The sequence below is a fragment of the Microbacterium meiriae genome, assembly GCF_025143875.1.
Classification (GTDB): Bacteria; Actinomycetota; Actinomycetes; order Actinomycetales; family Microbacteriaceae; genus Microbacterium; species Microbacterium meiriae.
The window spans coordinates 24,431-50,038 of record NZ_JAMBDU010000004.1; the positions used below are offsets into that span (position 1 = coordinate 24,431).

Here is a 25,608-nt window from a genome sequence, read left to right on the forward strand (position 1 = left end):
TGTCCGGGGGCGTCAGTTCTTGCCGAACGTCGGGTTGTGCGGGGTCGAGGCGAGCGTGATGTGCACGCTCTGCTGGTCGGTGTAGAAGTCGATGGAGCGGTAGCCGCCCTCGTGGCCGAGGCCCGACGCCTTCACGCCGCCGAAGGGCGTGCGCAGGTCGCGGACGTTGTTGCTGTTCAGCCACACCATCCCGGCCTCGACGGACTGCGCGAACGTGTGGGCGCGCTTGAGGTCGTTCGTCCAGATGTAGGCCGCGAGGCCGTACTTCGTGTTGTTCGCGAGCGCCAGCGCCTCCTCGTCGGAGTCGAACGGGGTGATCGCGACGACCGGGCCGAAGATCTCCTCCTGGAAGATGCGGGCGTCGGGGGCCACGTCGGCGAACACCGTCGGGGCGACGAAGTTCCCCTCCTCGAAGCCCTCGGGGCGACCGCCGCCGGCGACGAGGCGGCCCTCGGTCTTGCCGATCTCGACGTAGGACATCACCTTGTCGTAGTGCTCGGGGTGCACGAGCGCGCCGACCTCGGTCTCGGGGTCGTGCGGGTAGCCGACCTTGACGCGCTGCGCCTGCGCGGCATAGCGCTCCACGAACTCGTCGTAGATCGAGCGCTCCACGATGATGCGGGAGCCGGCGGTGCAGCGCTCGCCGTTGAGGGAGAAGACGCCGAAGATCGTGGCGTCGACGGCGGCCTCCAGGTCGGCGTCCGCGAAGACCACGGCGGGCGACTTGCCGCCGAGCTCCATCGACAGGCCCTTGAGGAACGGGGCGGCGTTGCCGAAGATGATCTGTCCCGTGCGGCTCTCGCCGGTGAAGGAGATGAGCGGCACGTCGGGGTGCTTCACCAGGGCGTCGCCGGCGTCTTCACCGAGACCGTTGACGAGGTTGAAGACGCCCTGCGGAAGCCCGGCCTCCTCGAAGATGCCCGCCCACAGCGAGGCGGAGAGGGGCGTGAACTCGGCCGGCTTGAGGACGACCGTGTTGCCGGTCGCGAGCGCGGGCCCGAGCTTCCACGACTCCAGCATGAACGGCGTGTTCCAGGGGGTGATGAGTCCCGCGACACCGATCGGCTTGCGGTTGACGTAGTTCATCTGCTTGCCGGGCACCTTGAAGGCGTCGTCGGCCTGCGCGACGATCAGGTCGGCGAAGAAGCGGAAGTTCTCGGCGGCGCGGCGGGCCTGGCCCAGGGCCTGCGTGATCGGCAGGCCGGAGTCGTAGGACTCCAGCTCCGCGAGGCGGGCGTCGCGCGACTCCACGATGTCGGCGATCCGGTGCAGCACGCGCGAGCGCTCGCGGGGGAGCATGCGCGGCCATGGACCCTCGTCGAAGGCGCGCTTGGCGGCGGCGACGGCCCGCTCGATGTCGGCCTTCTTGCCGGCGGCTGCCGTCGTGTAGGTCTGGTTCGTCACCGGGTCGAGCACGTCGAACGTGTCGCCGTCGATCGAGTCGACGAAAGCGCCGTCGATGTAGTGCTGGATGTGGTCGGGCAGGTCGGCGGGGATACGGGAGTCGGTCATGATGCTTCTCCTTCGGCGGGGACGGAACGGGTGTGCAGGGCGTCGAGGAACGCGTCCCTCGTGCGCCACCGGTGGTTGCGGGCGGCGAGCTCGATCTCCAGCGGCTCGGCGCCGTCGCGGATGAGCTCGAGGATCTGGGTGTGCTCGTCGACCGAGTGGTGGGCGCGGCCGGGCACGTAGGCGAAGGTCGAGTCGCGGATGCCGGACAGACGGGCCCAGCCGCGGTGCACGAGGTCGAGCAGGTGCGGGTTGGGGCAGGGCTCGAACAGCACGGAGTGGAACTGCCGGTTGAGCTCGGTGAACGTGTGCGGGTCGAAGTGGTCGAGCAGGCGGCTCATGCGCTCGTTGACCTCCGCGGCCTGCGCGAGCGCGTCCGCATCGAGCAGGGGAGCGGACAGCGCGGTCGCCGCCCCTTCGACGAGTCCGAGCGTCTGCATGGTGTGCGCGTACTCGCCCTCGTCCACGAGGGTCACCCGGGCGCCGACGTTGCGCTCGAAGGTCACGAGCCCCTCGGCCTCCAGGCGGCGGATCGCCTCGCGCACCGGGACCACGCTCATGCCCAGCTCCTCGGCGATCGGCCCGAGGACCAGACGGTAGCCGGGACCGTAAGTGTGCGCCGAGATGCGCGCGCGGATCCAGGCGTACGCCTGCTCCGACTTGCTGGCGCTCTCGACCGTGCTCACTTCCGCTCCGCTCCGGTGCCGGTCGCCTGCTCGTAGCGGGCGCGCCATTCGGCGTTCATCGGGAACAGGCCGTCAACCGGGTGTCCGGCGGCGACCTGCTCGGCGATCCAGGCGTCCTCGATCTCCTGGGCCACGGCGTCGGCGGCGACCTCGGCGGCGAGAGCCGGCGGGATCACGATCACACCGTCGCTGTCGCCGACGATGATGTCGCCGGGCTGCACGGTGGCACCGCCGCACGAGATCGTCACGTCGACGTCCCACGGCACGTGCTTGCGGCCGAGTACGGACGGGTGCGCGCCCTGGGAGAAGACCGGCAGTCCGATCTCGGCGACGGCCTGGAAGTCGCGGACGCCGCCGTCGGTCACCACGCCCGCCGCACCGCGGGTCTGCGCGCGCAGGGCGAGGATGTCGCCGAGCGTGCCGGTGGTCGCGTCGCCGCGGGCCTCGATGACGATGATCTCGCCCTCGGCCACGGCGTCGAACGCGCGCTTCTGGGCGTTGTACCCGCCTCCGTGGCTCCGGAAGAGATCCTCGCGGAACGGCACGAAGCGCAGGGTCTTCGCGGTGCCGACGATCTTCGTGTCCGGGAGGTTCGCAGAGACACCGTCGATGAAGCAGGAGTGGTGTCCGCGCTTGCGCAGCTGTGCCGAGAGGCCGGCGGTGGGGGCTTCGAGAAGCTGGGCGCGGAGCTCGGGGGTGAGCGTGGGCGCGGTGTCCTCGGCGGGCAGGCCCGCGGCCTCGCGGGAGCCCCAGGCCTCGGTGCGCTGGAGGTCGTCGACGGCGGGGAGCGAACCGAGGTCGCCGTCGAAGGGGACATCGCCCTGCGTGACCGTCGTGATCAGGCGGCCCGACGTGGGAGCGCCGGGGGCGTCCGGGGCGTCGACCTCGATCTCGACCACGTCGCCGGGGACGATGACCGAGGATCCTGCGGGAGTGCCGGTGAGGATCACGTCGCCGGTCTCCAGCGTGAAGTGCTGGGAGAGGTCGGCGACGAGCTGGGCCAGCGGGAAGATGAGGCCCGCGGTGGTGTCGTCCTGGCGGAGCTCGCCGTTCACCCAGGCGCGCACGCGGAGGGCCGCCGGGTCGACCGTGCGGGCGTCGATCAGCTCCGGACCGAGCGGGGTGTACCCGTCGCCGCCCTTGGAGCGGACGTTGGAGCCCTTGTCGTTCGCGCGCAGATCGTAGAGGCCGAGGTCGTTCGAGGCGGTCACCCACTGCACGTGATCCCAGGCGTCGGCGAGGGCGACCCGGCGGGCCGGGGCGCCGATGATCAGCGCGATCTCCCCCTCGAACGCGAGCAGTTCGGTGCCGGCGGGGCGCTCGACGGTGCCGCCGGAGGCGCCGACCGAGCTGGCCGGCTTGAAGAAGTAGGAGGGGTGGGCGGGGCGTCGACCACGCTGGTCGGCCCGCGAGGCGTAGCTCAGGTGGATCGCGATGATCTTCCCAGGGCGGGCGATTGTGTCCGTCACGGATGCGCCTCCTCGCGCTCGTCAGGACGCGTTGTGCGTCGTATCCGAAATCATATATCATCGTCTCACCCCTCGGCAAGCAGATCGGATTCACGTCCGTGCGCGCCGTGACAACGCGGTCACAAGCACAAAGGAGACACCCCATGAGCGGGCAGTCACAGGATGGGTTCACACCCACCGGAACCATCGCGACGGCGGCCGACCGGCGTCGTGTCGTCTTCGCCACCGTCGTCGGGACCACCGTCGAGTGGTACGACTTCTTCATCTACGCCACGGCGGTCGGGCTCGTCTTCGGACAGCTCTTCTTCGCGCCGCTCGGCGCCAACAGCGCTCTCGTCGGCTTCGCCACGGTCGGCGTGAGCTTCCTCTTCCGGCCCCTCGGCGCGTTCCTCGCGGGCCACTACGGCGACAAGCTCGGCCGCAAGGCCGTGCTGATGTGGACGCTGATCCTCATGGGTGCCGCGACCGCCCTGATCGGTCTGCTCCCCACCTACGAGACCATCGGCGTGATGGCGCCGATCCTCCTGGTGCTGCTGCGCATCGTGCAGGGCATCTCGGCCGGCGGCGAGTGGGGCGGCGCGGTGCTGATGGCCGTCGAGCACGCCCCCCGCAAGAAGCGCGGCATCTTCGGCGCCTCCCCGCAGATCGGCGTGCCGCTCGGCCTGCTGCTGGCGTCGGGCGTCATGGCGCTGATGACCGCGATCGCTCCGGGAGACCAGTTCCTCGCCTGGGGCTGGCGCGTGCCGTTCCTGCTCAGCGTCGTGCTGATCCTCGTGGGTTACTACGTCCGCCGTCGCGTGGAGGAGAGCCCGGTGTTCGCCGAGCTCGCCGAGCGCAAGGAGAAGGCGAAGATGCCGATCGTGCAGCTCTTCCGCAAGCACCTGCTGCTCGTCATCATCGCGGCCCTCGTCTTCGCCGGGAACAACGCCGTGGGCTACATGACCACCGGCGGCTACATCCAGGGCTACGCCACGAACCCCGACGGACCCATCGGGCTCGAGCGCGGGCCGGTGCTGTGGGCCGTCACCGGATCGGCCGTGACCTGGCTGCTGACCACGCTGCTGGCCGGCTGGGTGTCGGATCGCATCGGCCGTCGCACGACCTACCTCATCGGCTGGGTGCTCCAGCTCGTCGGCGTGTTCACGCTGTTCCCGCTCGTCAACACCGGCGAGGTGGGGCTGCTGTTCGCGGGCCTCGCGATCCTCACGATCGGCCTCGGCTTCACCTACGGGCCGCAGGCGGCGCTGTACACCGAGCTGTTCCCCGCGAGCATCCGGTTCTCCGGTGTCTCCATCTCCTACGCGATCGGCGCGATCGCCGGTGGCGCCTTCGCGCCCACCATCGCGACGTTCATCGTCGATCAGACCGGCTCCACCGAGGCGGTCACCTGGTACCTCGCAGGCATGACGCTCCTCGGTCTCGTCGCCACGCTCCTGCTGCGCGACCGGTCGGGCATCCCGCTCGGTCCGGACCACGAGGAGGAGCAGTCCGTCAGCCCGATCCGCGGGCTCGCGAAGGTCTGACCCGGCGATCCGAGAGCGCACGTCCCTGAGGGGGCGTGCGCTCTCGTGCGTTCCGGCTCAGCCCTCGAGGGCTGAGCGGATGAGGTCGGCGGAACGCTGGAGTCGCGCGGCGATCTCCCCGTCGTCCAGGTCGGTGGCCACGTGCACGACCGCGATCGCGGCAGGACGCTGGCCGCGCAGACGCAGCGGGACGGCGACGGACTGCACCGTGGGGATGACCTCGTCGTGGCTCGTGGCATAGCCGCGTGCGGCGGCGGTGTCGATGTCGGCGCGCAGGGCGGGGGAGATGCCGACGGGCACCTCCGCCGGGTCGAGCTGCGCGAGGATCGCCTTCCCGGGAGCGCCGACCGTGACGGAGTGCCGCGCGCCGGGGCGCTGGGCGACGCTCGCGACGGCGTGCCGCGGTTCGACGCTGGCGAGGGTGATGCACTCGGCGCCATCGAGGACGGCGAGGAAGCAGGTCATGCCGAGCTCGTTCGCGATGGCGGTCAGCTCCGGCAACGCCTCTGCCTGGAGGTCGTGGGCGACGCCGGCGGCGAGAGCGGCCATGCGGGCGCCGAGGCTCACGGCGCCGCTCGCATCGCGGGTCACGAGGCCGTGATCCTCGAGCGTGCGCAGGAGACGGTAGGCGATGGACCGGTGCACGTCGAGGCGCCCCGCGATGACGTCGATGGTCAGCGCGCCGCGGGCGTCGGCGAGCGCCTCGAGGATGCGGATGCCGCGACTGAGCGTCTGCGACGCGGGGGCGGCGGGGCGCTCGGGCATGGCTCTCCTTGCGATGCGCGAGGCACCGGTCTAGGCTGTGTTCAATAGTAGAACACTGTGTTCGAATATAGAACACCGTGTTCCTGGACGCAACACCCGACGAAGACGTCCGGAAGGAATCGACGACGATGCAGTTCCACCACCACGGCTATGTGTCCGGAGACCCGCGCGTGCAGGACGCCGCCGGCACCGGGATCGACCGCCCCGCCGCCCTGCCCGACGAGGTCGACGTCCTCATCGTCGGCTCCGGGCCCGCGGGCATGCTGCTCGCGGCACAGATGTCGCAGTACCCCGACATCACCACCCGCATCATCGAGAAGCGCGAGGGCCGCCTCGTCCTCGGGCAGGCCGACGGCATCCAGCCCCGCAGCGTGGAGACCTTCCAGGCATTCGGCTTCGCCGAGCGCATCATCGCCGAGGCCTACAACATCGGCTGGATGAACTTCTGGGGCCCCGATCCCGAGCACCCCGATCAGATCGTGCGGACCACCCGCACCGCCGACTACGCCTACGACATCTGCGAGTTCCCGCACCTCATCGTCAACCAGGCGCGCGTGCTCGACTACTTCGCCGAGGCGGCGGCCGACGGTCCCGGCCGGATCGTGCCGGACTACGGCGTGGAGTTCCTCGGGCTCACCGTGCACGAGGAGGGCGAGTACCCGGTCGAGGTGCACGTTCGGCACGTCGGTGACGCAGAGGAGCGCGTGGTCCGGGCGAAGTACGTGGTGGGCTGCGACGGCGCCAGGAGCGGCGTGCGGCAGGCGATCGGCCGCACACACGTGGGTGCGAGCGCCGCACACGCCTGGGGCGTCATGGACGTGCTCGTCAACACCGACTTCCCGGACTGGCGCACCAAGTGCGCGATCAACTCCAAGGCCGGCAACATCCTGCACATCCCGCGGGAGGGCGGCTACCTCAGCCGCATGTACATCGATCTCGGCGAGGTCGCCGCGGACGACGACCACCGCGTGCGCCAGACGCCCATCGAGGAGATCATCCGGCGCGCCAACGCGATCCTCCACCCCTACACGCTCGATGTGAAGCAGGTGGCCTGGCACAGCGTCTACGAAGTGGGCCACCGTGTGACGGACGGCTTCGACGACGTCGACCCCGGCGTCGATCGCAGCCCGCGGGTCTTCCTCACCGGCGACGCCTGCCACACGCACAGCGCCAAGGCCGGCCAGGGCATGAACGTGTCGATGCAGGATGGCTTCAATCTCGGCTGGAAGCTCGGTTCCGTGCTGAGCGGCCGTGCCCCCGAGGCGCTGCTCGCCACGTACGGCGCCGAGCGTCGTCCCGTCGCGCAGCAGCTCATCGACTTCGACCGCGAGTGGTCCAGCCTCATGGCCCGCAAGCCGGAGGAGATCTCCGACCCGAACGAGCTGGCCACGTACTACCTCGCGACGGCGGAGTTCCCCTCCGGTTTCATGACCCAGTACACGTCCTCCATGATCACCGGCACCGACGCCCATCAGGAGCTCGCGGTCGGCTACCCGCTGGGCAAGCGCTTCAAGTCGGCGGAGGTCGTGCGGGTCGGGGACGGCAACGTCGTCCACCTCGGGCACCATGCGAAGGCCGACGGCCGCTGGCGGGTCTACGCCTTCGGCGACCGGACCGGGGAGGCGCTCGCCGCGTGGGCGGAGGAGGCGGCGCCGGTGTTCGCGCGGTTCACCCCGGCTGACGCTGACGCCGACGCCGTGTTCGACGTGAAGGCCGTGTACCAGCAGCCCTTCGAGGAGGTCGAGGTCACGACGACGCCCGAGCTCTTCCAGCCGAAGACCGGCCCGCTCGGACTCACCGACTGGGAGAAGGTCTACGCCGCGGGCCCGAGCAAGTGGTGCGAGACGGACATCTTCGAGGCGCGGGAGCTGTCCCGCGACGGCGTCGTGATCGTCGTGCGTCCGGACCAGTACGTCGCCGCGATCCTCCCGCTGGACGGCGTGGACGAGCTGGCGAAGTTCCTGGACGGGGCGCTGCTGCCGGCGCGCTGACCCTCAGCATGACACGTGTCATGCCGAGGAGATGACACCGCCCTCCGGACAGCCGCGCGCTCCGGCGCGAGGCTGGAGGCATGAACGAGACATCCGTGCAGGAGGCGGCACCGCGCGTCGCGTCGTCCTCCGCGTCCCCCGCCGTCGATGACAGACCCGTGGCGCTGGAGCTGATCGACCTGCGCAAGCACTTCGGCAGCGGCGAGCGCCGCGTGCCGGCCGTCGACGGTGTCGACCTCTCCATCCGGCGCGGCGAGGTGGTCGCCCTGCTCGGCCCCAACGGCGCGGGCAAGACCACCACACTCGACATGCTCCTCGGGCTCACCGCCCCCAGCAGCGGGACCGTGCGCGTGCTCGGGGCGGCTCCGGAGCGGGCCACCGCGAACGGGGCCATCGGAGCCGTGCTGCAGACCGGGGGGCTGCTCGGCGACCTCACCGTCGGCGAGACCGTGCGGCTGATCGCCTCGCTCTACGGGCGGGAAGCCCTCGCACGCGTGCCGGAGGTGATGCGCCGTGCCGACCTCGCCGGTCTCGCGCGCCGCCGGGTGTCCAAGTGCTCGGGCGGCGAGCAGCAGCGCGTGAAGTTCGCGCTCGCGATGATCTCCGATCCCGACATCCTCGTGCTCGATGAGCCGACCGCCGGTATGGACGTCACCGCGCGGCGCCACTTCTGGGACGTGATGCGTGCCGACGCGGACGCCGGGCGCACGATCGTGTTCGCCACGCACTATCTGGAGGAGGCGGAGCAGTTCGCCCGCCGCACGGTGGTCATGCATCGGGGCACCGTCGTCGCGGACGCGCCCACCGCCCTGCTCCGCGCGAGCCTGGGCGAGCGCACGGTCTCGGCCACCGTGCCCGCCGTGTCGGACGCGCTGGTCGCCGCGCTGACCGCCGCGGAGGGCGTGACGGGCGTGCGCATCGACGGGGACCGCCTCAGCCTCCGCGCCACCGACTCCGACGCCGCCGCCCGCCTGCTGCTCGACGGGGGAGCGCACGACCTGGAGATCGCCGCCCCCACGCTCGAGACCGCCTTCACCGCCCTCACGGAGGACTGACATGACCACGACCGTCTCGCCCACCATGCTGCGCATCGAGGGGCTGCGCCAACTGCGCAACCCCTACACGCTCGCCTTCACCCTCGCCATGCCCGTGGCCATGTACCTGCTCTTCGGTGCGGGCATGGGGTACGGCACGCTCTCTGCCGGCAACGGCAACGTCTCCTTCTACGTGATGGTCTCGATGGCGGCCTACGGCGCCGCGGTGGCGATGAGCTCGCTCACCTCGCTCGCGGCCACCGAGGCCCAGCAGGGGTGGGGAAGGCAGCTCGCGATGACGCCGCTGACGACCACCGGCTACGCCCTGACGAAGCTGCTCACCGCCGTGTCGTTCGCGGCGCTCGCCCTCGTCGCGGTGTTCGTCGCCGGGCTGCTCACCGGCGCGGAGGCGGACGGCGCCTGGCGCTGGGTCGTGACCGCCGCCCTCATCCTCGGCATCGGCCTCATGTTCGGCCTCTACGGGCTCGGGGTCGGCCTGTTCTTCGGCTCCGACTCCGCCGCCGCGCTCGCGTCCATCTCGATGACCTTCTTCGCCTTCTTCGGCAACGTGTTCATGCCGCTCGACGGCGTCATGCTCGACATCGCCCGGTTCACCCCGTTGTACGGCTTCGTCGCCCTGAGCCGGTGGCCGCTCACGGAGGGCGTGCTGACGACGGGGCAGACGGATGAGCTGTGGATGCTGCTCCTCAACGTCGCGGTCTGGCTCGTCGTCTTCGCGGTGCTGGTGACGATGGGCGTGCGGCGTTCACGGTCACGGCGGTGAGCGCCCCGGCGCGACAGTAGGTTGGACGGATGACGATGCAGGAGGGCCGGGAGGCGGACGCCCGATCCGGGACGGGCAAGGACCCCTGGGCACGGTTCGGCTGGCTGATGGCCGTCGTCTGGCTCGTGTTCCTGGTCTACCCGGTCCTCGCGCTGCTCGCCTCCGCCGCTCCGCCGGCGTGGGTCGTCACGGGATGGGTGGCGCTGGTCGCGTTCATCGTCCTCTATGTGACGGGGTTCATGCACGGCATGCGCGGCGGAGGCGGCCTCGGTCGCACCCCCTCGCGGCGACAGTGGATCACGTTCGCCGCGCTCATCGCCTGCGCGCTGGTCACGATCCCGGCGGTGGGCGGGTCGGCGCTGAGCTTCCTGCCGTTCATCATGTCGTTCGCCTCGTACGGACTGACCCGTGCCTGGCACTGGATCACGACCATCGCCGCGCTCGTGGTGGCGGCCGGCTGCGTCTTCCTCATCCCCGACAACCTCTCCTACCTGTCCGTCCTCGCGATCGTCGCCCTCCTCGGCGTCGTGAACACGGTCTCGACCTGGCTCATCGTGCGCTCGGCGGAGGCGGAGCAGCTGGGTAGGGAGCTGGCGACCAGCGAGGGGCGGGAGGCTGTGGCGCGCGACGTGCACGACCTCATCGGCCACTCGCTGACGGTCGTCGGACTCAAGGCACAGCTCGTGCGGCGGCTGATGGACTCCGACCCGGAGCGCGCCAAGGCCGAACTCGCCGACATCGAACGTCTGACCGCGGAGGCCATCGCCGGAGTGCGGCAGACCGTCGCCGGTGCGCGGGCGACGACCCTCGTCGAGCAGCTCGCCTCGACCGAGGACTCGCTGCGCGCCGCGGACATCGCGCTCGTCGTGGACGGGACCCCGGACGCCCTCTCGCCGGTCCAGGCGATCACGGCGAGCTGGATCCTCCGCGAGGCGACGACCAACACGCTGCGGCACTCCGGTGCCGCGGCCGTCCGTGTGCGCATCGCTCCGGGCGTGCTCACCGTGGAGGACGACGGTGTCGGGCCTGCGTCCGGGACCGGGCATCGCGAGGGCAACGGCATCCGGGGGATGCGGGAGCGCGCGGCGGCGGCGGGCGCCGGATTCGCCGTGCGGCCGGGCGAGGCGGCGGGCACGCTGGTGGAGGTGACGTGGTGACCGCGGCCCCGATGGTTCCGATCCGGCTGCTCATCGCCGACGACCAGGCACTCGTGCGCGGGGCGCTCGGGGCCCTTCTCGACCTGGAGCCGGATCTCCAGGTGCAGGGCCTGGCAGCGGACGGCGCGGAGGCGCTGCGCCTGGCGGAGGAGCTGCAGCCGGACGTGTGTCTGATGGACATCCAGATGCCGAGGGTGGACGGCGTCGAGGCGACGACGCGGATCCGCGCGGTCAGTCCGCAGACGCGCGTGCTCGTGGTGACCACGTTCGCACGACCCGGATACCTGCGCGCGGCGCTCGACGCCGGGGCGAGCGGGTTCGTGGTGAAGGACACCCCGGCCGAGGAGCTCGCCGCGGCCGTGCGCCGCGTGCACGCCGGACTCCGAGTGCTCGATCCGAAACTCGCCGAGGAGAGCCTGTTCGAGGGAGCCAACCCGCTGAGCGACCGGGAGCGGCAGGTGCTGCGGCTCGCCGCCGACGGACGATCCGCGGCGGCCATCGCGGCGGAGGTGTTCCTGTCGGCGGGCACCGTGCGCAACCACCTCTCCGCCGCGATCGGCAAGACCGGTGCCGAGAACCGGGCGCAGGCGGTGCGGATCGCGTCCGATAAGGGCTGGCTCTGACTCCTCTGGCGGGTGTCGGAGGCCGCGCGTACTGTGAGGGCCGACGGGTGACGGAGCCCGACAGGAGGAGTGCGTGATGGACTGGAAGATCGAACTCATCTTCGTCCCGGTCAGCGATGTCGACCGGGCGAAGGACTTCTACGTGAAGATCGGTTTCAACGCCGACCACGACCATGTGCCGTACGAGGGGCTGCGCTTCGTGCAGATGACGCCGCCGGGATCGGCCTGCTCGATCGCCTTCGGCACGGGGCTGACCACCGGCTTGGAGCCGGGGCAGCAGAACACCATCCAGGTGGTCGTCCCCGACGCCGACGAGGCTCTCGCGCACCTGCGCGGCCTCGGCGTGGAGGCGGAGGGCGTGGACGAGCAGGACTGGGGGCGCTTCGTGCGCTTCGACGACCCCGATGGCAACACCTGGACCCTGCAGGAGCTCCCGGACTACAGCGCCCAGGGGTGACGACTCGGGGTCCGGTTCGGGCTCCGGTTCGGGTTCCGGGTTCGGGTTCCGGGGTCTGGTTCGGGTTCCGGGGTCTGGTTCCGGTTCGGGTTCCGGGGTCTGGTTCGGGTTCCGATTCGGGTTCCGGGGTTCGGTTCGGGTTCCGGATGCACGATGGCGGGGCGGGTGCACGACCAGGGGCTGAGGTTGGTCCTGCAGGCGGAATCGGCTCGTGCAGATGTTCCGGTGCCCGGGAAGGCGGGGCTCGAGTCGGATGACGGGTGCGCGAGGCGGGCGCGGGTGCACGACCCGGGGAGGGTTTCGGTCGTGCAGACGGAGCCGGGTCGTGCAGACGGAGCCGGGTCGTGCCGGTGAGACCGTGCCGTAGGAGCGAGGTACCGGGTGCTGTGACGGATGCACGATCCGGGGACGGATGCACGGCCGGGCGAGGGCTGTGGTCGCGCAGACGGAACCGCGTCGTGCGGGTGACCGCGCGTGCCTCGTGCTCGGTCTCTCGAGTCCGAGGAGTCTGCGGCCGGGGTCAGGGGAGGCGGGTGGCTCCGCCCGAGACGACGAGGCCTCCGGTGGACGGGATCGCGACGCGGAGTTCGCTCGGGCGACCGACGTGGGCGCCCTGATGGATGCGGACGGTGTCGCCCGGATAGCCCTGGGCGCGGAGGTAGGCGCCGACCGAAGCGGCCGCGGACCCTGTCGCCGGATCCTCCGTGATGCGCCCCACGGGGAAGAGGTTGCGGGCCTGGATCTCGGCAGGATCCTCGGCGTGCAGCACCGTCACCGTGCCGTGCCAGCCCCGCGCGCGCATGAGGGCCGCCACGTCGGCGGGGGAGAAACGGAACTGGTGGAAGAGCTCCCGGTCGGCGACGAAGACGATCGGATGCCAGTTGCCCGCGAACGCCTCGCGGACCGGGAAGCGCGGGTCGACATCGGCCGGCTCCATCCCCAGCAGCGCGAGGAGGCGGTCACGCACGACGGGGTCGAGGTCGCGCACCTCCGGCTCGACGCTCGTGAACGACACCGTGACCCGGCCGTCCGCGTCCGCGAAGGACTCCATCGACACGTCTCCGGCCGCGGTCTCGAACACGACCGCCCCGGGACCCTGCCGTTCCGCGAGGGCGACCGCCGTCGCGACCGTCGCATGACCGCAGAACGGCACCTCCGCGGCAGGCGACCAGTACCGCACCCGGAAGCGGGAGCCGTCCGCCGCAGCGTCCTGCACGAACGCGGTCTCCGAGTAGCCGACCTCGACCGCGATCCGCTGCATGTCCGCCTCATCGAGCCCGTCCGCCGCGAGCACGACGCCCGCGGGGTTGCCGCCGTCCGGGGTCGCGGCGAAGGCGCTGTAGCGCAGGACCTCGGGAGCATCCGTCATCCCGGGAGCCTATCGGCCCGCGCGGGTCAGGAGTTCACGCGGATGATCTCCTGCTGGTACGGCGCGATCACGTCGCCGGAGATCCGGAGGTCGAGGACGAGGAAGCGCCGGGTCGCCGGGTCCTCCTCGGCCCAGGTGGCCAGACGCTCCAGGTCATCGAGCGTCCGCACGACGACACCCTCCGCGCCGACCGCGGCTCCGAACGCGGCGAAGTCGACCTCGGGGATGCGCATCGGACCCTCGGCCAGGCCCTTCAGTCCGTAGAGGTTGACCTCGGCACCGTACGCCGCGTCGTTCCAGACAACGGCCATGCCGCGTCCGCCCGCCGCCCGCACGGCCGATTCGAGGTCGGCGATCGCCATGAGCCCGCCGCCGTCGCCCGAGGTGAGCACGATGGTCGCGTCACGACGGGCGAGGGCCGCCCCCACCACGCTGGGCCAGCCCTGTCCGATCGACTGGAACGCGGTGCCGATCATCATCATCCGGTCCGGTGCGGCGACCGGCCAGTACATGTTCGCCCAGCCGATGAAGTGTCCGCCGTCCGACACCACGACGCGGTCCTCGGGGAGGAGCTCGGCGATCCGGCGCGCGGCGGAACGCGGGTCGAGGCGTCCGTCGGGTGCGAGGTCGTCCCCGGGCTCGTACGCGCGGGCCGCGGCGACATCGACCGTCTCCCGCCAGGGTCGGGCGGACACAACTGCGGAGCCGGTGCCCGACTCGCCGCCGGAGTCGGGGGTGGCCCCGGCGAGTCCTGCGGCATCTCCGAAGTCGTGCCCGGAGGAGAGGCGGGCGACGAGGGCCTCGGCGGCGAGACGGGCATCGGCGCGCACGAAGCCGCCGACATGGGCATGCGTGGCGGCCGGAGCGGTGTCGATCTGGAACACCCGGGTACCAGGGGCGAAGAGATCGCCGAAGCGCATCGTGAACTGGTTCAGGCTCGCGCCGAAGACCACGGCGACATCGGCGGTCCGCACGAGCTCCATCGCCCCCTCGGCGCCGAAGCCGCCGGTGACCCCGAGGTCGTACCGGGCGTCCGGGAAGATACCGCGGCCGAGGGCGGAGGAGGCGGTGAGGGCCCCGGTCCGCGCGGCGAGGGCGCCCAGAGCCTCGCCGGCGCCGGCCAGCCAGGCCCCGCGGCCGGCGAGGAGGAACGGACGCTCGGCGTCGCGCAGGGCGGCGGCGATCTCATCCAGCATGCCCTCGGCGAAGTCCCCGCGCGGTGCGAGCGGCGTGGGGAGTCGAGGAGCCGGGGCCGCCGGCACCGCGCCCGCCTCGAGGGCGGCGACGTCGTAGGGGATCGCGAGCACCACGGGCACGCGATAGGTGAGGGCGTGCTCGACGGCGATGACGGTGGTCGCGGCGGCATCGGTCCGCCCGACGGTGTAGGTGCGGGCGCCCACCGCCGAGGCCAGCGCGATCTGGTCCACGTCCCACGGACGCGGTCCCGAGGTCGGCTCGTCGCCCACCACGAGGACGAGCGGCACGTGCGCCTGCACGGCCTCGGCCAGCGCCGTGATCGTGTTCGTGAAGCCGGCGCCGTAGGTGGAGGTGCCCGCGGCGATGCGGCCGGACGCGCGGAAGTGGGCGTCGGCCGCGACGACCGCGCCCTGCTCGTGGCGGACGGCGGTGAACGTGGCGTCGGTCTGCGTCTCGAGGGCGTCGAGGAAGTAGGCGTTGCCGTTGCCCATCACGCCGAAGACGGCATCGACGTGCTGGGCGACGGTGAGGGCGACGTGCGCGGAGACGGAGGGCATGGAGAAGCCTTTCGAGACAGGGACGGAGAAGGGGGATCCGTATGTGTCTCGCCCTCGCGGCGATGCGAGGTGCTTCGTGCCTCTTTTTCAGGCACCGGCGGGGCCGGACCTGCTCAGTCTAGCGGCGGCTCGGGCGGAGCGGATGCGCGAGAATGGACCGATGACGGATGCATCGATCGAGCGCGAGACGCTCACCTGGGACGGCTTCGGCGTGGCGACGCGCGATCTGGCGCGGAACATCTCGGCGACGGGCTTCGAGCCGGAGGTCGTGGTGGCGATCGCCCGCGGCGGCCTGCTCCCGGCCGGGGCCATCGCGTACGGGCTCGGCGTGAAGAACTGCGGCGCGATCAACGTCGAGTTCTACACCGGCATCGGCACCGTGCTGGACGCCCCGGAGGTGCTGCCGCCGGAGCTCGACATGGCCTATCTCGACGGCCGCCGGGTGCTGCTCGTGGACGATGTCGCCGACTCCGGTCGCACGCTGGCGCTCGCGGTGCAGCTGCTGCAGGAGAAGGGCGCCGACGTGCGCTCCGTCACGATCTACACGAAGCCCTCGACGATCATCCAGCCGGACTTCGCGTGGAAGGACACCGACCTCTGGATCGACTTCCCCTGGTCGTTCCGCGGCACGGTGCGCCAGGAGGACGAAGGCCTCCCGCCCACGGCCTGATCAGGCGTCGTCCGTCGCGCCCCGCCGCAGGGCGAGGAGCGTCTGGATCGTGTCGGCCTCCGCAGCGGTCTTGTCCGGACGGTAGCCCTTGACCCGGGCGAACCGGAGGGCGAGGCCGCCGGGGTAGCGCGGGGACCGCTGCACGCCGTCGATCGCGATCTCGACCACGAGCTCCGGCCGGAGGAACACCGTCGACGCGGAGCGATGGGTCTCGTGCGCCGGGAACTCGTCGGTCTGCCACTGCAGCAGCGCATCCGTGAGGCCCTTGAACGTCTTGCCGACCATCACGAAACCGCCCGGGTGCCCGAAGTCGCCGTCCGGGTCCCGCGCGCCGAGGTGCAGGTTCGACAGCCATCCACGCCGGCGCCCCGACCCCCACTCGGCGCCGAGCACGACGAGGTCGAACGTGAGCACGGGTTTCACCTTCACCCAGGACTTGCCGCGTCGACCGGCGGCGTACGGCGCATCCACGGCTTTGACCAGCACACCCTCGTGGCCGGCCGCCAGGGCTTGGCGGGACAGACGCTCGGCTTCCTCCGCACTGTCGGTGACGATGCCGGGCATGCGCCACTCACCGGCGACCGCGGCCAGGACCTCCTGACGCACCGACAGCGGCTCGTCGAGCAGATCACGGCCGTCCACGTGCAGGACGTCGAAGAACCAGGGGCGCAGGGCGAGTTCCCGCGCGGCATCCGCACCGAACCGCGACATCGTCTCCTGGAACGGCCGGGGACCGCCGTCCTCATCGAGCGCCAGGGTCTCGCCGTCGAGGATGACCTCCTGCGCGGGAAGACCGCGGACGACCTCGACGATCTCGGGAAGCCGGTGGGTGACGTCGGCGAGGCTCCGTGTGTAGATGCCGACATCGTCGCCGCGGCGGTGCACCTGGATGCGCGCGCCGTCGAGCTTGTACTCGACCGAGGCGCGGCCGGTGATCTCCAGGGCGGCTGTGGGCGTCGGCGCGGTGGCCGCGAGCATCGGGAGGACGGGGCGTCCCACCCGGAGCCCGACCTCGTCGAGTGCGCCCTCGGCGCCGGTGAGCGCGAGCAGCGCCGTCTCACCGAGGTCGCCGGAGAGCATGGCGGCTCGTCGCACCGTGGCGGGCGGGGCCTCGGCGGCGCGGGCGATCGCGTCGAGGAGCACGCCGCTCAGCGCTCCGGTGCGGAGCTCCCCGAGCATCGCCCTGGTCAGGAAGTCCCATTCGGGAGCGGTGGCCCGGGCGGCGAGGTCGTGCAGCAGCTCGCTGCGCACGCCCGCCGAACCGGAGCCCGAGGTGTACGCGAGGGTGTCGAAGGCGTCGTCGACCTCCGCGATGGTCAGCGTCGGCGTCGTGGTGTGCTCGATGGCGAGGGCCGTCAGCCCCCGCCACCCCACGCCGAGGCGACCCTGGCGGGGTGCCGCGAGGAGCAGCCCCACGAGAGGCGGGATGTCGTCGGCGTCGGCCCGACGGAGCAGCGCCGCGATCGCCTCGACCTTGGCCAGGCGGGACGAGGTCGCGGCGACCTGGTCGGTGGTGGTGACGAGCTCCGAGAGCAGCATGCGGGCATCCTCCCACCGGGGTCGGACACCGCGCGAGACGGTTGACAGCGACGACCGGGCCGTGGCGTCAGCGCCCGTGGAACTCCGGCTTCCGCTTCTCCTGGAACGCGGCGAAGCCCTCGCGGTAGTCCTCGGTGTCGCACAGGGCGGCCTGCGCCGCGTTCTCGACGTCGATGGACTCCCACAGGGTGAGGCGTTCGTCGCGGATGCGGGCGACGAGCTCCTTGCTCGCCCGGAAGGCGGCCGTGGCGCCGTGGGCGGCCTTCCCCGCAGCGGCCGTCGCGGCGGCCCGCACCTCGTCGTCCGGGAGCACCTGGGAGAAGAGCCCCGAGCGGACGGCTTCCGTGCCGCTCATGAGCCGGCCGGTGTAGATGAGGTCGAGCGTCTTGTGCGGGCCGAGCCGGTCGAGGAACAGCGCGTGCCCGCCGGAGTCGAGGGTCGCGCCGAGCGCCGCGAATGGGGAGCCGATCTTCGCGGACTCGGCGACGTACACGACGTCCGTCGCGATGAGCAGGCCGAGTCCCACGCCGAGGCAGGCGCCGTGGGCGACGGCGAAGGTCGGCGCCGGGAAGCGGGACATCCGCTGCAGCAGAGGCGTCACGCGTCCGCCGAGGTAGCCGAGCACATCGTCGTCGCGCGGATCGACGGCGGAGATGTCCCGCCCGGCGCAGAACGCCCGCCCTTCACCGCGGAGCAGCAGCGCCCGCACCCCGGCGGCCTCGGCCTCCCGGTACGCGGCGTCGAGCTCCGCGAGGGCGGCCTCGTCCAGGGCGTTGAGCTTCGCGGGGGCGTCGAGCACCACGGTGGCGACGTCGTCGGCGATGGCGAGATCGATCATGGGGTCTCCGGGTCAGACGTCGTAGTCCACGACCACGCGGTCGCTGGTCGGGTGGGACTGGCAGGTGAGCACGTAGCCGCGCTCCAGCTCGTCGGGCTCCAAGGCGTAGTTCTCGGTCATCGTGACGCTGCCCTCCAGCACGCGCGCCCGACAGGTGCCGCAGACGCCACCCGCGCACGCGAACGGGGCGTCCGGCCGCACCCGCAGTGCGGCGTTCAGCACCGACTCGCGCGCTGCGACGGGGCTCTCCACCGTCGACGAGACGCCGTCGAGGTTCACCTCGATCCGCACGGTCTTCTCGCCCGAGCGCACCGTGACCGGTCGGGCGGCCCGCACCGGCTCGTCGCCGGTCGTGAACAGCTCGAAGCGCACGTGCTCGCGGGGCACGCCCACGTCGGCCAGCACCTCCCGGCACAGGTCGACGAGTGCGAGCGGTCCGCACAGGAACCACTCGTCCACGTCGGCCGGATCGATCAGCGCGTCGAGGATCGTCCGCAGCTTGGTCTCGTCGATGCGGCCGGACAGCACCGGCGCGGTCCGCTGCTCGCGGGACAGCACGTGGTGCAGCGTGAGCCGTGTCGGGTAGCGGTCCTTGAGGTCGGCGAGGTCCTCCAGGAACATCACGTCCAGCGTCGAGCGGTTCGTGTACAGGAGCGTGAACCGCGAGGTCTGCGAGCGGGAGAGCACGGTGTGCGCGAGGGCCATCAGCGGCGTGATCCCGGAGCCGGCCGCGATCCCGACGACGTGCTTCTCGTCCAGATCGTCGAGGCCGGAGGTGAAGGTGCCCTGGGGGCTCATGACGTCGATGCGGAAGCCCGGGTGCAGGCCGGTCTGGGCCCAGGTGGAGAACGTCCCGCCCTCGTCGCGCTTCACGGCGACGCTCAGGCGGGTGGGTGCCCCGTCGGTGCGATGCTCGGGCGCCCGGCACAGCGAGTACGAACGCCGCACCTCCACGCCGTCCAGCGTCGTGCGCAGCGCCACGTATTGCCCGGGGAGATGGTCGTAGTCGTCGGCGAGCTCCGCGGGCACCGTGAAGGTCACCTCGACGGAGTCCTCGGTGAGCGGCCGGACGTCCTCGACCTCGAGCGTGTGGAACCGGGCACGGCTCCGTGTGCGGTTCGGAGTGGCGGGAGCGGCCGACGGCGTCGTCGCCGGGGCCGGGGAGAACAGCGACATCAGTGCACCTTGAAGTGATCGAAGGGTTCCAGGCAGGCCCGGCACTCGTACAGTGCCTTGCACGAGGTCGACCCGAAGCGGGAGACCTCCCGGGTGTCGAGCGAGCCGCACCGGGGGCAGCGCACGCTGAGGGCGAGCCGGATCGGACCTGCGGGCATCGCCGCGCGGCCACTGGGCGGCGCGATCCCGTACTCCCGGAGCTTCTGCTTCCCCGCGTCGCTCATCCAGTCCGTCGTCCACGCGGGGGAGAGCACGAGTCGCACCTCGACGTCCGCGAAGCCGGCGGCCGTCAGCGCGAGCACGACGTCGTCGCGGATCGTGTCCATGGCCGGGCACCCGCTGTAGGTCGGCGTGATGTCGACGACCACGCGCTCGCCGCGGAGCTCGACCGCCCGCAGCACGCCGAGGTCCTCGATCGTGAGCACCGGCACCTCCGGGTCCGGCACGGCGGCGGCGATCCGCCAGGCCTGAGCCTCGACATCGGCGGTGGTCCGGGTCACCATGACGCCCCCGGATGCCGTCGCGCCAGCACCTGCATCTCGGCGAGGAGGTGACCGAAGGGGGTCGCGTGGGCGCCGTTCCGGCCGCCCGCGGACGACGCCGCCACCGGCGGCACCGCGAGCTCGGCCTCGGCGAACACGGTGGCGATGACCGCGTCGAACGGCGCGCGGAGCGTCGACGGTCGCACGGCGGCGTCGCCCAGCCGGTCGATCAGCGGTTCATCGCGGAACAGCTCGTCGACGTACGGCCACACATCCGCGAGGGCACGGATCATGCGGCGCCGCGACTCCTCCGTCCCGCCCGCCAGGCGCAGCACCCACTGCACGGCGTGGTCGCGGTGGTAGTCGACCTCCTTCAGCGCCTTCTCCGCGATCGCGGCGAAGGTGGGCTCGGAGCTCGCACGGAGCGCGGCGTACAGCTCGACGAGGTAGACGGACGCGACGAGCTGGCGGGCGATGGTCTGCGCGAAGTCGCCGTTCGGCTGCTCCATGATCCAGGCGCTGCGGAACTCCGGCTCGTCGCGGAAGTAGGCGAGGTCGTCCTCGGAACGGCCGTCCCACGTCCCCGCGAAGTGCAGGAAGGAGCGGGCGTGGCCGAGCAGGTCGAGCGCGATGTTCCCGAGCGCGACGTCCTCCTCCAGCTCGGGGGCCCGGGAGATCCAGGCGCCGAGTTGCTGCGACAGGATGAGGGCGTCGTCGCCGAGCCACAGGGCGTACTCGGCGATGTCGGCGCTCGCCGCGGTCGTGCCGGCGCCCGCGAGCTCCTCGCTGAGCCGCAACTCGTCGACGGAGACGTCCCCGTGCGCATCCCCGTGGACGTCGCCGGCTTGCTGAGCGGAGCGGGGTCCCTGAGCGGAGCTGGGTCCCTGAGCGTGTCGAAGGGTCACAGGTGCGGCACCCCCTCGGACGCGGTGTAGTACACCGCGTGCCGGTAGTTCTTACCCGCGGGACTCTCGAAGTACGCGCCCTTGGCGTCGGGGTCGCTCGTGGTGATCGCCTCGGCGGGGACCGCCCAGATCGACACGCCCTCGCCCCGGCGGGTGTAGAGGTCGCGGGCGTTGCGGATGGCCATGTCAGCATCGGGGGCGTGCAGCGAGCCGACGTGCACGTGGCTCAGCCCGCGGTTCGCCCGCACGAAGATCTCCCACAGCGGCCAGACCTCCCGTCCCTGGGTCCCTGAGCTCGTCGAAGGGTCGGCCCCGGGGGTCGCCATCACGCCACCGCCCCTTCAGGGGTCAGGCGGGAACGCTGCTTGCGGGCGTACTCCGCGGCGGCCTCCCGCACCCACGCGCCCTCGTCGTGCGCCGTGCGGCGGCGCTCCAGACGCTCGGCGTTGCACGGGCCGTTGCCGCGCAGCACCTGGAAGAACTCGTCCCAGTCGATCTCACCCATCTCGTAGCGACCGGTCTCCTCGTCGAACCGCAGGTCGGGATCGGGGAGGGTGACGCCGAGGATCTCGGCCTGGGGCACGAGCATGCTCACGAACCGCTGACGCAGCTCGTCGTTGGAGAAGCGCTTGATCTTCCACGCCATCGACTGGGCGGAGTTGGGGGACTGGTCGTCGGGCGGCCCGAACATCGCCAGGCTCGGCCAGTACCAGCGGTCGACCGCGTCCTGCGCCATCTGCCGCTGCTCGTCCGTACCGCGCATGAGCGAGAGGAGGATCTCGAACCCCTGGCGCTGGTGGAACGACTCCTCCTTGCAGATGCGCACCATCGCGCGGCCGTAGGGGCCGTAGGAGGCGCGGCACAGCGGCACCTGGTTGCAGATCGCGGCGCCGTCGACGAGCCAGCCGATCGCGCCCATGTCGGCCCAGGTCGGGGTGGGGTAGTTGAAGATCGACGAGTACTTCGCCTTTCCGGAGATGAGCTGGTCCATCATCTCGTCACGGGTGATGCCGAGGGTCTGCGCGGCGGAGTAGAGGTAGAGCCCGTGACCGGCCTCGTCCTGCACCTTCGCCATGAGGATCGCCTTCCGCTTGAGGCTCGGGGCGCGCGTGATCCAGTTGCCCTCGGGCTGCATGCCGATGATCTCGGAATGGGCGTGCTGGGAGATCTGCCGGATGAGGGTCTTGCGATAGGCCTCGGGCATCCAGTCGCGGGGCTCGATGCGCTGCTCGTTCGCGATCAGCTCGTCGAACAGGCGTTCCTCGTCGGAGGTCTCGCCGTCCACGAGGGACAGGTCTGCGGGACTGGTCATCATCGACTCCTCGGGGTCCGGTCCTTCTTTACTGACCGATCGTTAGGTAATTCTGACACACGCGACGGCCCGATTCAACAGGACGTGTCAGCGGGAGCGCGAGATCAGCGCCAGCAGGGCGCGGCCGTAGGCCTCCGCCGGGTCCGGGTGCTCGAACAGCAGGGGAGTCCCGGCGAGCTCGATCTCGACGCGGAACGTGTCGGGGAGGCGGATGAGGGCACGGAACGTCCCGCGGAGCAGGTCCCGCAGCTGGTCCTCGCGCGGCAGCCACACCGCATCGGCGAGGGTCACGGCGTCGAGCGCCCACTCCGTCGTGCCGTTGAAGGCGAGATCCGTGCCGGCCGGCGTCTGCCGCGCCTCGATGGTCATCGCGCTCACCGTGAAGACGTCGGCCTCCGCCTCCAGCTCCACCTCGTCCGGGAGGTCGAGCTGGAACCGGTCACCCTCCGCGGGCTTCCAGGTCAGGCCGGCATCGCGGAGCGCGACGGCGAGTTCGCGGGTGATCATTCCTCCACGCTACGGGTTCCGCGCCGGTCGTCCACCGAGCGTGGGCGACGGGCAGAGTCCTGTCAGAGGCCTGCGGCAGAGTGGAGGCATGACCTCCACGACTGCCGTGCCCCTCCGCGAGGCTGCCCGCGCCGCCCTCGGCGAACTCGTCGGCCGCCCCGACGTCGACTTCCACGACGGCCAGTTCGAGGCGATCGAGGCGCTGGTGGAGGGGCGTCGCCGCGCGCTGGTCGTGCAGCGCACCGGGTGGGGGAAGTCGGCGGTGTACTTCGTCGCGACCCTCCTGCGCCGCCGGCAGGGCACCGGCCCCACCGTGCTCGTCTCCCCGCTCCTGGCGCTCATGCGCGACCAGATCGCCGCGGCCGAGCGCGCGGGGGTGCGCGCGGTCGCCATCAACTCGACGAACGCGCACGAATGGGCGGAGGTGCAGGGCAGCCTCGCTCGGGACGAGGTCGACGTGCTGCTCGTCTCCCCGGAGCGGCTGAACAACCCGGCCTTCCGCGAGGAGCAGCTGCCGACGCTGGTGGCGCGGCTCGGCATGCTCGTCGTCGACGAGGCGCACTGCATCAGCGACTGGGGGCACGACTTCCGTCCGGACTACCGCCGGCTCCGCGATCTCATCGCGCAGATGCCGGCGGACGTGCCGGTGCTGGCGACGACCGCGACGGCCAACAGTCGCGTGGTGGCCGACGTCGCGGAGCAGCTCGGGGCGCTGCCGGGTGGCGCGAGCGGAGCGGAGGCGGTGCCCGTGCTCACGATCCGGGGGCCGCTCGCCCGCACCTCGCTGCGGCTCGGCGTGCTCCGCCTCAGGGACTCGGCGAGCCGCCTGGCCTGGCTGCTCAGTCACCTCGACGACCTCCCCGGCAGCGGGATCATCTACACGCTGACGGTGGCGGCGGCGGTCGACACCGCCCGATTCCTGCGCGACCACGGCCACGACGTGCGCGCCTACACCGGCCAGACCGATCCCGAGGAGCGCGCCGAGTCGGAGGGCATGCTCAAGCGGAACGAGGTGAAGGCGCTCGTCGCGACCAGCGCCCTCGGCATGGGGTTCGACAAGCCGGACCTCGGGTTCGTCGTGCATCTCGGTGCCCCGTCCTCGCCCGTCGCGTACTACCAGCAGGTCGGACGAGCCGGGCGTGCCAGCGAGAGCGCGGACGTGCTCCTGCTCCCCGGTGTCGAGGACCGTGAGATCTGGCACTACTTCGCGACCGCGTCGATGCCCGATCGGGAGCGCGCGGAACGGGTCATCGCGGCGCTCGGCGACAGCCCGATCTCCACGCCGGCGCTGGAGGCCGTCGTCGACATCCGTCGTACGCCCCTCGAGCTGCTGCTGAAGGTGCTCGACGTGGACGGTGCCGTGCGCCGTGTGCAGGGCGGCTGGGTCGCGACGGGACAGCCGTGGACGTACGACGCCGAGCGCTACGAGCGCATCGCCGCCGAACGGGTCGCGGAGCAGGAGCACATGCTGGAGTACGAGCGCACGGACGGCTGTCGCATGGCCTTCCTGCAGCGGGCGCTCGACGACGACACCGCGGCTCCCTGCGGTCGGTGCGACAACTGCGCGGGCGTGTGGTTCGCGGCGGAGATCGCGCAGACGGCGAGTGCACAGGCGACGGAGTCCCTGGACCGGGTCGGTGTGCCGGTCGAGCCTCGCCGCGCGTGGCCGACCGGCGCCGACCGTCTGGGCGTGCCGGTGCGCGGTCGCATCCCCGCGGGGGAGCAGGCCGACGAGGGACGCGCCCTCGCCCGGCTCACCGACCTCGGCTGGGGCGGCGCGCTGCGCGAGATCTTCGCCGCGGGTGCCGCGGACGCGCCGATCAGCCCGGCGCTGCTGCAGGCCTGCGTGCGCGTGCTGGCCGGGTGGGACTGGGCGGAGCGGCCGATGGCTGTGGTCGCGATGCCGTCGCGCTCGCATCCGCAGCTCGTCGACTCCCTCGCCCGCGGGCTCTCGGAGATCGGGCGGCTGCCGTACCTCGGCGCGCTGGAGTGGCGGAACGGGGGTCCCTCGGGGCAGGCGGGCGGGAACAGCGTGTTCCGGCTCGCGGGGGTGTGGGATCGGTTCGACGCGGCGCATCTCGAGGTCCCCGCCGGTCCGGTGCTGCTCGTCGACGACCTCATCGACAGTCGCTGGACCCTGACGGTCGCGGCGCGCGCGGTGCGGCAGGCCGGAGCCACGGCCGTGCTGCCGTTCGCGCTCGGCCTGCGCGGCTGAGCACCGGTCCCCGAACCGACGCCGTCAGTCCTCGGCGGGGGCCACGGGTGGCGGCCAGGTCGTCGCGCCGAGTTCGCGGGAGATGTTCCGTGCCGTGTCCCGCAGCGCGTGCATGGTCGCGTCGGATGCGGGTGCCTCCGACGTCGGCAGCACGACGGCGACGGCGGCGACGATCGTGTTCGAGGCGTCGGCGATCGGGGCGGCGAGGGAGGATTCGCCGAGCACGGCTTCGTCCGTCTCGGCCGCCGTCCCGCGCTCCGCGATCCCCGGCAGCTCGAGGGTCAGTCGGGCGACGTCAGTCATGGTGTCGCCGGTGAGGCTGCGCAGGGGCTCCGCGAACACGCTCTGCTGGAAGCCCTGGTCGTAGGCGAGGAGCACCTTCCCCATGGCGGAGGCATGCGCGGGGACGGCCATCCCCGTCTCCAGCATCTGCGGGCTGTCGTCGGGCCGGAGGTTGTGGTGGATAACGAGGACGTCCGTGAGGTGCGGCGCGCCGAGGCGCACGGACAGCTCGGTGCGCCGGGCCAGTTCCTGCGTCCAGCGCATCGCCCGCGCTCGCACATCCAGTGTGTCGAGGTACACGTTGCTCAGCCGCAGGAGGGTAGGGCCGAGCATGTAGCGCTGTCCGCCGCGCTCCTTCGCGACGAGGCCGTGCGCGCGCAGCGACTTCACCAGCCCGTGCACGGTCGACGGCGGAAGGCTCAGGGCCGCGGCGAGATCGGTGATACCGAGGTGGCGGGCGCCCTGGAGCAGGTCGAGGATCTTCGCCGCGCGGTCGATCGCCTGGATCATGCGTCCTCCTTCCGGTCGTCGTCGAGCCGGGTTTCCGGTCGCCGGATCGAT

Annotated in this window: 24 protein-coding genes; 9 read left to right on the plus strand and 15 right to left on the minus strand. The window is 71.7% G+C overall.

What is annotated here, in order from left to right; genetic code table 11:
- Nucleotides 1-12 precede the first annotated feature (12 nt).
- Genes hpaE through M4D53_RS03560 form a run of 3 tightly spaced genes read right to left on the minus strand, consistent with a single transcriptional unit; the run spans nucleotide 13 to nucleotide 3,664 of the window.
- Nucleotides 13-1,512 (minus strand): 5-carboxymethyl-2-hydroxymuconate semialdehyde dehydrogenase, encoded by a 1,500-nt coding sequence (gene hpaE, locus M4D53_RS03550; RefSeq protein ID WP_025103810.1) that lies wholly within the window; start codon nucleotides 1,510-1,512, stop codon nucleotides 13-15.
- The gene (locus tag M4D53_RS03555) at nucleotides 1,509-2,195 is read right to left on the minus strand and encodes a GntR family transcriptional regulator (protein ID WP_025103811.1); all 687 of its coding nucleotides are present in this window, start codon (nucleotides 2,193-2,195) and stop codon (nucleotides 1,509-1,511) included. Before M4D53_RS03555 ends, hpaE begins: the two co-directional genes overlap by 4 nt.
- Nucleotides 2,192-3,664 carry a fumarylacetoacetate hydrolase family protein gene (locus M4D53_RS03560; protein ID WP_187663487.1) on the minus strand — a complete coding sequence of 491 codons (1,473 nt, stop codon included), beginning with the start codon at nucleotides 3,662-3,664 and terminating at the stop codon, nucleotides 2,192-2,194. The genes M4D53_RS03555 and M4D53_RS03560 overlap by 4 nt, the downstream gene beginning before the upstream one ends.
- 143 nt (nucleotides 3,665-3,807) lie before the next feature.
- Between M4D53_RS03560 and M4D53_RS03565 the strand changes: the two genes are divergently transcribed.
- Entirely contained in the window at nucleotides 3,808-5,187 is a 1,380-nt protein-coding gene (locus M4D53_RS03565; protein ID WP_187663488.1) for an MFS transporter, read from the plus strand.
- A 57-nt stretch (nucleotides 5,188-5,244) separates the two neighbouring features.
- Here M4D53_RS03565 and M4D53_RS03570 read toward each other — a convergent pair whose 3' ends face one another.
- Nucleotides 5,245-5,952 carry an IclR family transcriptional regulator gene (locus M4D53_RS03570; protein ID WP_259951973.1) on the minus strand — a complete coding sequence of 236 codons (708 nt, stop codon included), beginning with the start codon at nucleotides 5,950-5,952 and terminating at the stop codon, nucleotides 5,245-5,247.
- A gap of 128 nt (nucleotides 5,953-6,080) precedes the next feature.
- On the opposite strand from M4D53_RS03570, the gene M4D53_RS03575 reads away from it, so the two are divergent.
- From M4D53_RS03575 to M4D53_RS03600, 6 genes are all read left to right on the plus strand, one after another.
- A complete protein-coding gene (locus tag M4D53_RS03575) occupies nucleotides 6,081-7,943 on the plus strand; it encodes an FAD-dependent monooxygenase (RefSeq protein ID WP_259952188.1) in 1,863 nt (620 codons plus the stop codon).
- 80 nt (nucleotides 7,944-8,023) lie between these two features.
- On the plus strand, nucleotides 8,024-8,998 hold the full coding sequence (locus tag M4D53_RS03580; protein WP_259951982.1) for an ABC transporter ATP-binding protein: 975 nt from the start codon (nucleotides 8,024-8,026) through the stop codon (nucleotides 8,996-8,998).
- Nucleotide 8,999: 1 nt separating this feature from the next.
- Nucleotides 9,000-9,761: an ABC transporter permease gene (locus tag M4D53_RS03585; RefSeq protein ID WP_259951989.1), complete on the plus strand. Its 762-nt coding sequence runs from the start codon at nucleotides 9,000-9,002 to the stop codon at nucleotides 9,759-9,761.
- Nucleotides 9,762-9,790: 29 nt separating this feature from the next.
- Nucleotides 9,791-10,918, plus strand: a complete 1,128-nt coding sequence (locus M4D53_RS03590) for a sensor histidine kinase (RefSeq protein WP_259951991.1) — start codon at nucleotides 9,791-9,793, stop codon at nucleotides 10,916-10,918.
- An 11-nt stretch (nucleotides 10,919-10,929) separates the two neighbouring features.
- Entirely contained in the window at nucleotides 10,930-11,541 is a 612-nt protein-coding gene (locus M4D53_RS03595) for a response regulator transcription factor (RefSeq protein ID WP_259952189.1), read from the plus strand.
- 76 nt (nucleotides 11,542-11,617) lie between these two features.
- The gene (locus M4D53_RS03600) at nucleotides 11,618-11,998 is read left to right on the plus strand and encodes a VOC family protein (protein WP_187663491.1); all 381 of its coding nucleotides are present in this window, start codon (nucleotides 11,618-11,620) and stop codon (nucleotides 11,996-11,998) included.
- Between the two features lie 520 nt (nucleotides 11,999-12,518).
- Here the strand turns inward: M4D53_RS03600 and M4D53_RS03605 are convergent.
- Both M4D53_RS03605 and M4D53_RS03610 read right to left on the minus strand, forming a co-directional pair.
- Entirely contained in the window at nucleotides 12,519-13,367 is an 849-nt protein-coding gene (locus tag M4D53_RS03605; RefSeq protein WP_259951994.1) for a PhzF family protein, read from the minus strand.
- Between the two features lie 26 nt (nucleotides 13,368-13,393).
- Nucleotides 13,394-15,121, minus strand: a complete 1,728-nt coding sequence (locus M4D53_RS03610; RefSeq protein ID WP_259951996.1) for a thiamine pyrophosphate-binding protein — start codon at nucleotides 15,119-15,121, stop codon at nucleotides 13,394-13,396.
- Nucleotides 15,122-15,281: 160 nt separating this feature from the next.
- Between M4D53_RS03610 and M4D53_RS03615 the strand changes: the two genes are divergently transcribed.
- Nucleotides 15,282-15,791, plus strand: a complete 510-nt coding sequence (locus tag M4D53_RS03615) for a phosphoribosyltransferase (RefSeq protein WP_187663494.1) — start codon at nucleotides 15,282-15,284, stop codon at nucleotides 15,789-15,791.
- On the opposite strand, the gene M4D53_RS03620 is transcribed toward M4D53_RS03615, so the two are convergent.
- The 8 genes from M4D53_RS03620 to M4D53_RS03655 all read right to left on the minus strand — a co-directional run bounded on the left by M4D53_RS03620 (nucleotide 15,792) and on the right by M4D53_RS03655 (nucleotide 22,550).
- Entirely contained in the window at nucleotides 15,792-17,330 is a 1,539-nt protein-coding gene (locus M4D53_RS03620; protein ID WP_259951997.1) for an ATP-dependent DNA ligase, read from the minus strand.
- A 67-nt stretch (nucleotides 17,331-17,397) separates the two neighbouring features.
- On the minus strand, nucleotides 17,398-18,168 hold the full coding sequence (locus M4D53_RS03625) for an enoyl-CoA hydratase/isomerase family protein (RefSeq protein ID WP_259952000.1): 771 nt from the start codon (nucleotides 18,166-18,168) through the stop codon (nucleotides 17,398-17,400).
- A 12-nt stretch (nucleotides 18,169-18,180) separates the two neighbouring features.
- Nucleotides 18,181-19,344: a 1,2-phenylacetyl-CoA epoxidase subunit PaaE gene (gene paaE, locus M4D53_RS03630; RefSeq protein WP_259952003.1), complete on the minus strand. Its 1,164-nt coding sequence runs from the start codon at nucleotides 19,342-19,344 to the stop codon at nucleotides 18,181-18,183.
- A complete protein-coding gene (paaD, locus tag M4D53_RS03635) occupies nucleotides 19,344-19,847 on the minus strand; it encodes a 1,2-phenylacetyl-CoA epoxidase subunit PaaD (protein ID WP_259952005.1) in 504 nt (167 codons plus the stop codon). The genes paaE and paaD overlap by 1 nt, the downstream gene beginning before the upstream one ends.
- Entirely contained in the window at nucleotides 19,841-20,731 is an 891-nt protein-coding gene (paaC, locus tag M4D53_RS03640; RefSeq protein WP_396817655.1) for a 1,2-phenylacetyl-CoA epoxidase subunit PaaC, read from the minus strand. The genes paaD and paaC overlap by 7 nt, the downstream gene beginning before the upstream one ends.
- On the minus strand, nucleotides 20,728-21,057 hold the full coding sequence (gene paaB / locus M4D53_RS03645; RefSeq protein WP_025103829.1) for a 1,2-phenylacetyl-CoA epoxidase subunit PaaB: 330 nt from the start codon (nucleotides 21,055-21,057) through the stop codon (nucleotides 20,728-20,730). Before paaB ends, paaC begins: the two co-directional genes overlap by 4 nt.
- The gene (paaA, locus tag M4D53_RS03650; protein ID WP_396654799.1) at nucleotides 21,057-22,046 is read right to left on the minus strand and encodes a 1,2-phenylacetyl-CoA epoxidase subunit PaaA; all 990 of its coding nucleotides are present in this window, start codon (nucleotides 22,044-22,046) and stop codon (nucleotides 21,057-21,059) included. Before paaA ends, paaB begins: the two co-directional genes overlap by 1 nt.
- 84 nt (nucleotides 22,047-22,130) lie before the next feature.
- A complete protein-coding gene (locus M4D53_RS03655; RefSeq protein WP_187663501.1) occupies nucleotides 22,131-22,550 on the minus strand; it encodes a pilus assembly protein CpaE in 420 nt (139 codons plus the stop codon).
- An 88-nt stretch (nucleotides 22,551-22,638) separates the two neighbouring features.
- Here M4D53_RS03655 and M4D53_RS03660 point away from each other — a divergent pair, with 88 nt between their 5' ends.
- Complete coding sequence (locus tag M4D53_RS03660) at nucleotides 22,639-24,765, plus strand: RecQ family ATP-dependent DNA helicase (protein WP_259952007.1); 2,127 nt, start codon at nucleotides 22,639-22,641, stop codon at nucleotides 24,763-24,765.
- 24 nt (nucleotides 24,766-24,789) lie between these two features.
- On the opposite strand, the gene M4D53_RS03665 is transcribed toward M4D53_RS03660, so the two are convergent.
- On the minus strand, nucleotides 24,790-25,557 hold the full coding sequence (locus M4D53_RS03665) for an IclR family transcriptional regulator (protein ID WP_259952009.1): 768 nt from the start codon (nucleotides 25,555-25,557) through the stop codon (nucleotides 24,790-24,792).
- Nucleotides 25,558-25,608 lie beyond the last annotated feature (51 nt).

Bases quoted from the DNA above. Each gene is read 5' to 3' on its own strand.
- hpaE (WP_025103810.1), bottom strand. From the start codon at position 1,512: ATGACCGACTCCCGTATCCCCGCCGACCTGCCCGACCACATCCAGCAC.
- M4D53_RS03565 (WP_187663488.1), top strand. From the start codon at position 3,808: ATGAGCGGGCAGTCACAGGATGGGTTCACACCCACCGGAACCATCGCG.
- M4D53_RS03570 (WP_259951973.1), bottom strand. From the start codon at position 5,952: ATGCCCGAGCGCCCCGCCGCCCCCGCGTCGCAGACGCTCAGTCGCGGC.
- M4D53_RS03575 (WP_259952188.1), top strand. From the start codon at position 6,081: ATGCAGTTCCACCACCACGGCTATGTGTCCGGAGACCCGCGCGTGCAG.
- M4D53_RS03580 (WP_259951982.1), top strand. From the start codon at position 8,024: ATGAACGAGACATCCGTGCAGGAGGCGGCACCGCGCGTCGCGTCGTCC.
- M4D53_RS03585 (WP_259951989.1), top strand. From the start codon at position 9,000: ATGACCACGACCGTCTCGCCCACCATGCTGCGCATCGAGGGGCTGCGC.
- M4D53_RS03590 (WP_259951991.1), top strand. From the start codon at position 9,791: ATGACGATGCAGGAGGGCCGGGAGGCGGACGCCCGATCCGGGACGGGC.
- M4D53_RS03595 (WP_259952189.1), top strand. From the start codon at position 10,930: ATGGTTCCGATCCGGCTGCTCATCGCCGACGACCAGGCACTCGTGCGC.
- M4D53_RS03600 (WP_187663491.1), top strand. From the start codon at position 11,618: ATGGACTGGAAGATCGAACTCATCTTCGTCCCGGTCAGCGATGTCGAC.
- M4D53_RS03605 (WP_259951994.1), bottom strand. From the start codon at position 13,367: ATGACGGATGCTCCCGAGGTCCTGCGCTACAGCGCCTTCGCCGCGACC.
- M4D53_RS03610 (WP_259951996.1), bottom strand. From the start codon at position 15,121: ATGCCCTCCGTCTCCGCGCACGTCGCCCTCACCGTCGCCCAGCACGTC.
- M4D53_RS03615 (WP_187663494.1), top strand. From the start codon at position 15,282: ATGACGGATGCATCGATCGAGCGCGAGACGCTCACCTGGGACGGCTTC.
- M4D53_RS03620 (WP_259951997.1), bottom strand. From the start codon at position 17,330: ATGCTGCTCTCGGAGCTCGTCACCACCACCGACCAGGTCGCCGCGACC.
- M4D53_RS03625 (WP_259952000.1), bottom strand. From the start codon at position 18,168: ATGATCGATCTCGCCATCGCCGACGACGTCGCCACCGTGGTGCTCGAC.
- paaE (WP_259952003.1), bottom strand. From the start codon at position 19,344: ATGTCGCTGTTCTCCCCGGCCCCGGCGACGACGCCGTCGGCCGCTCCC.
- paaD (WP_259952005.1), bottom strand. From the start codon at position 19,847: ATGGTGACCCGGACCACCGCCGATGTCGAGGCTCAGGCCTGGCGGATC.
- paaB (WP_025103829.1), bottom strand. From the start codon at position 21,057: ATGGCGACCCCCGGGGCCGACCCTTCGACGAGCTCAGGGACCCAGGGA.
- paaA (WP_396654799.1), bottom strand. From the start codon at position 22,046: ATGATGACCAGTCCCGCAGACCTGTCCCTCGTGGACGGCGAGACCTCC.
- M4D53_RS03655 (WP_187663501.1), bottom strand. From the start codon at position 22,550: ATGATCACCCGCGAACTCGCCGTCGCGCTCCGCGATGCCGGCCTGACC.
- M4D53_RS03660 (WP_259952007.1), top strand. From the start codon at position 22,639: ATGACCTCCACGACTGCCGTGCCCCTCCGCGAGGCTGCCCGCGCCGCC.
- M4D53_RS03665 (WP_259952009.1), bottom strand. From the start codon at position 25,557: ATGATCCAGGCGATCGACCGCGCGGCGAAGATCCTCGACCTGCTCCAG.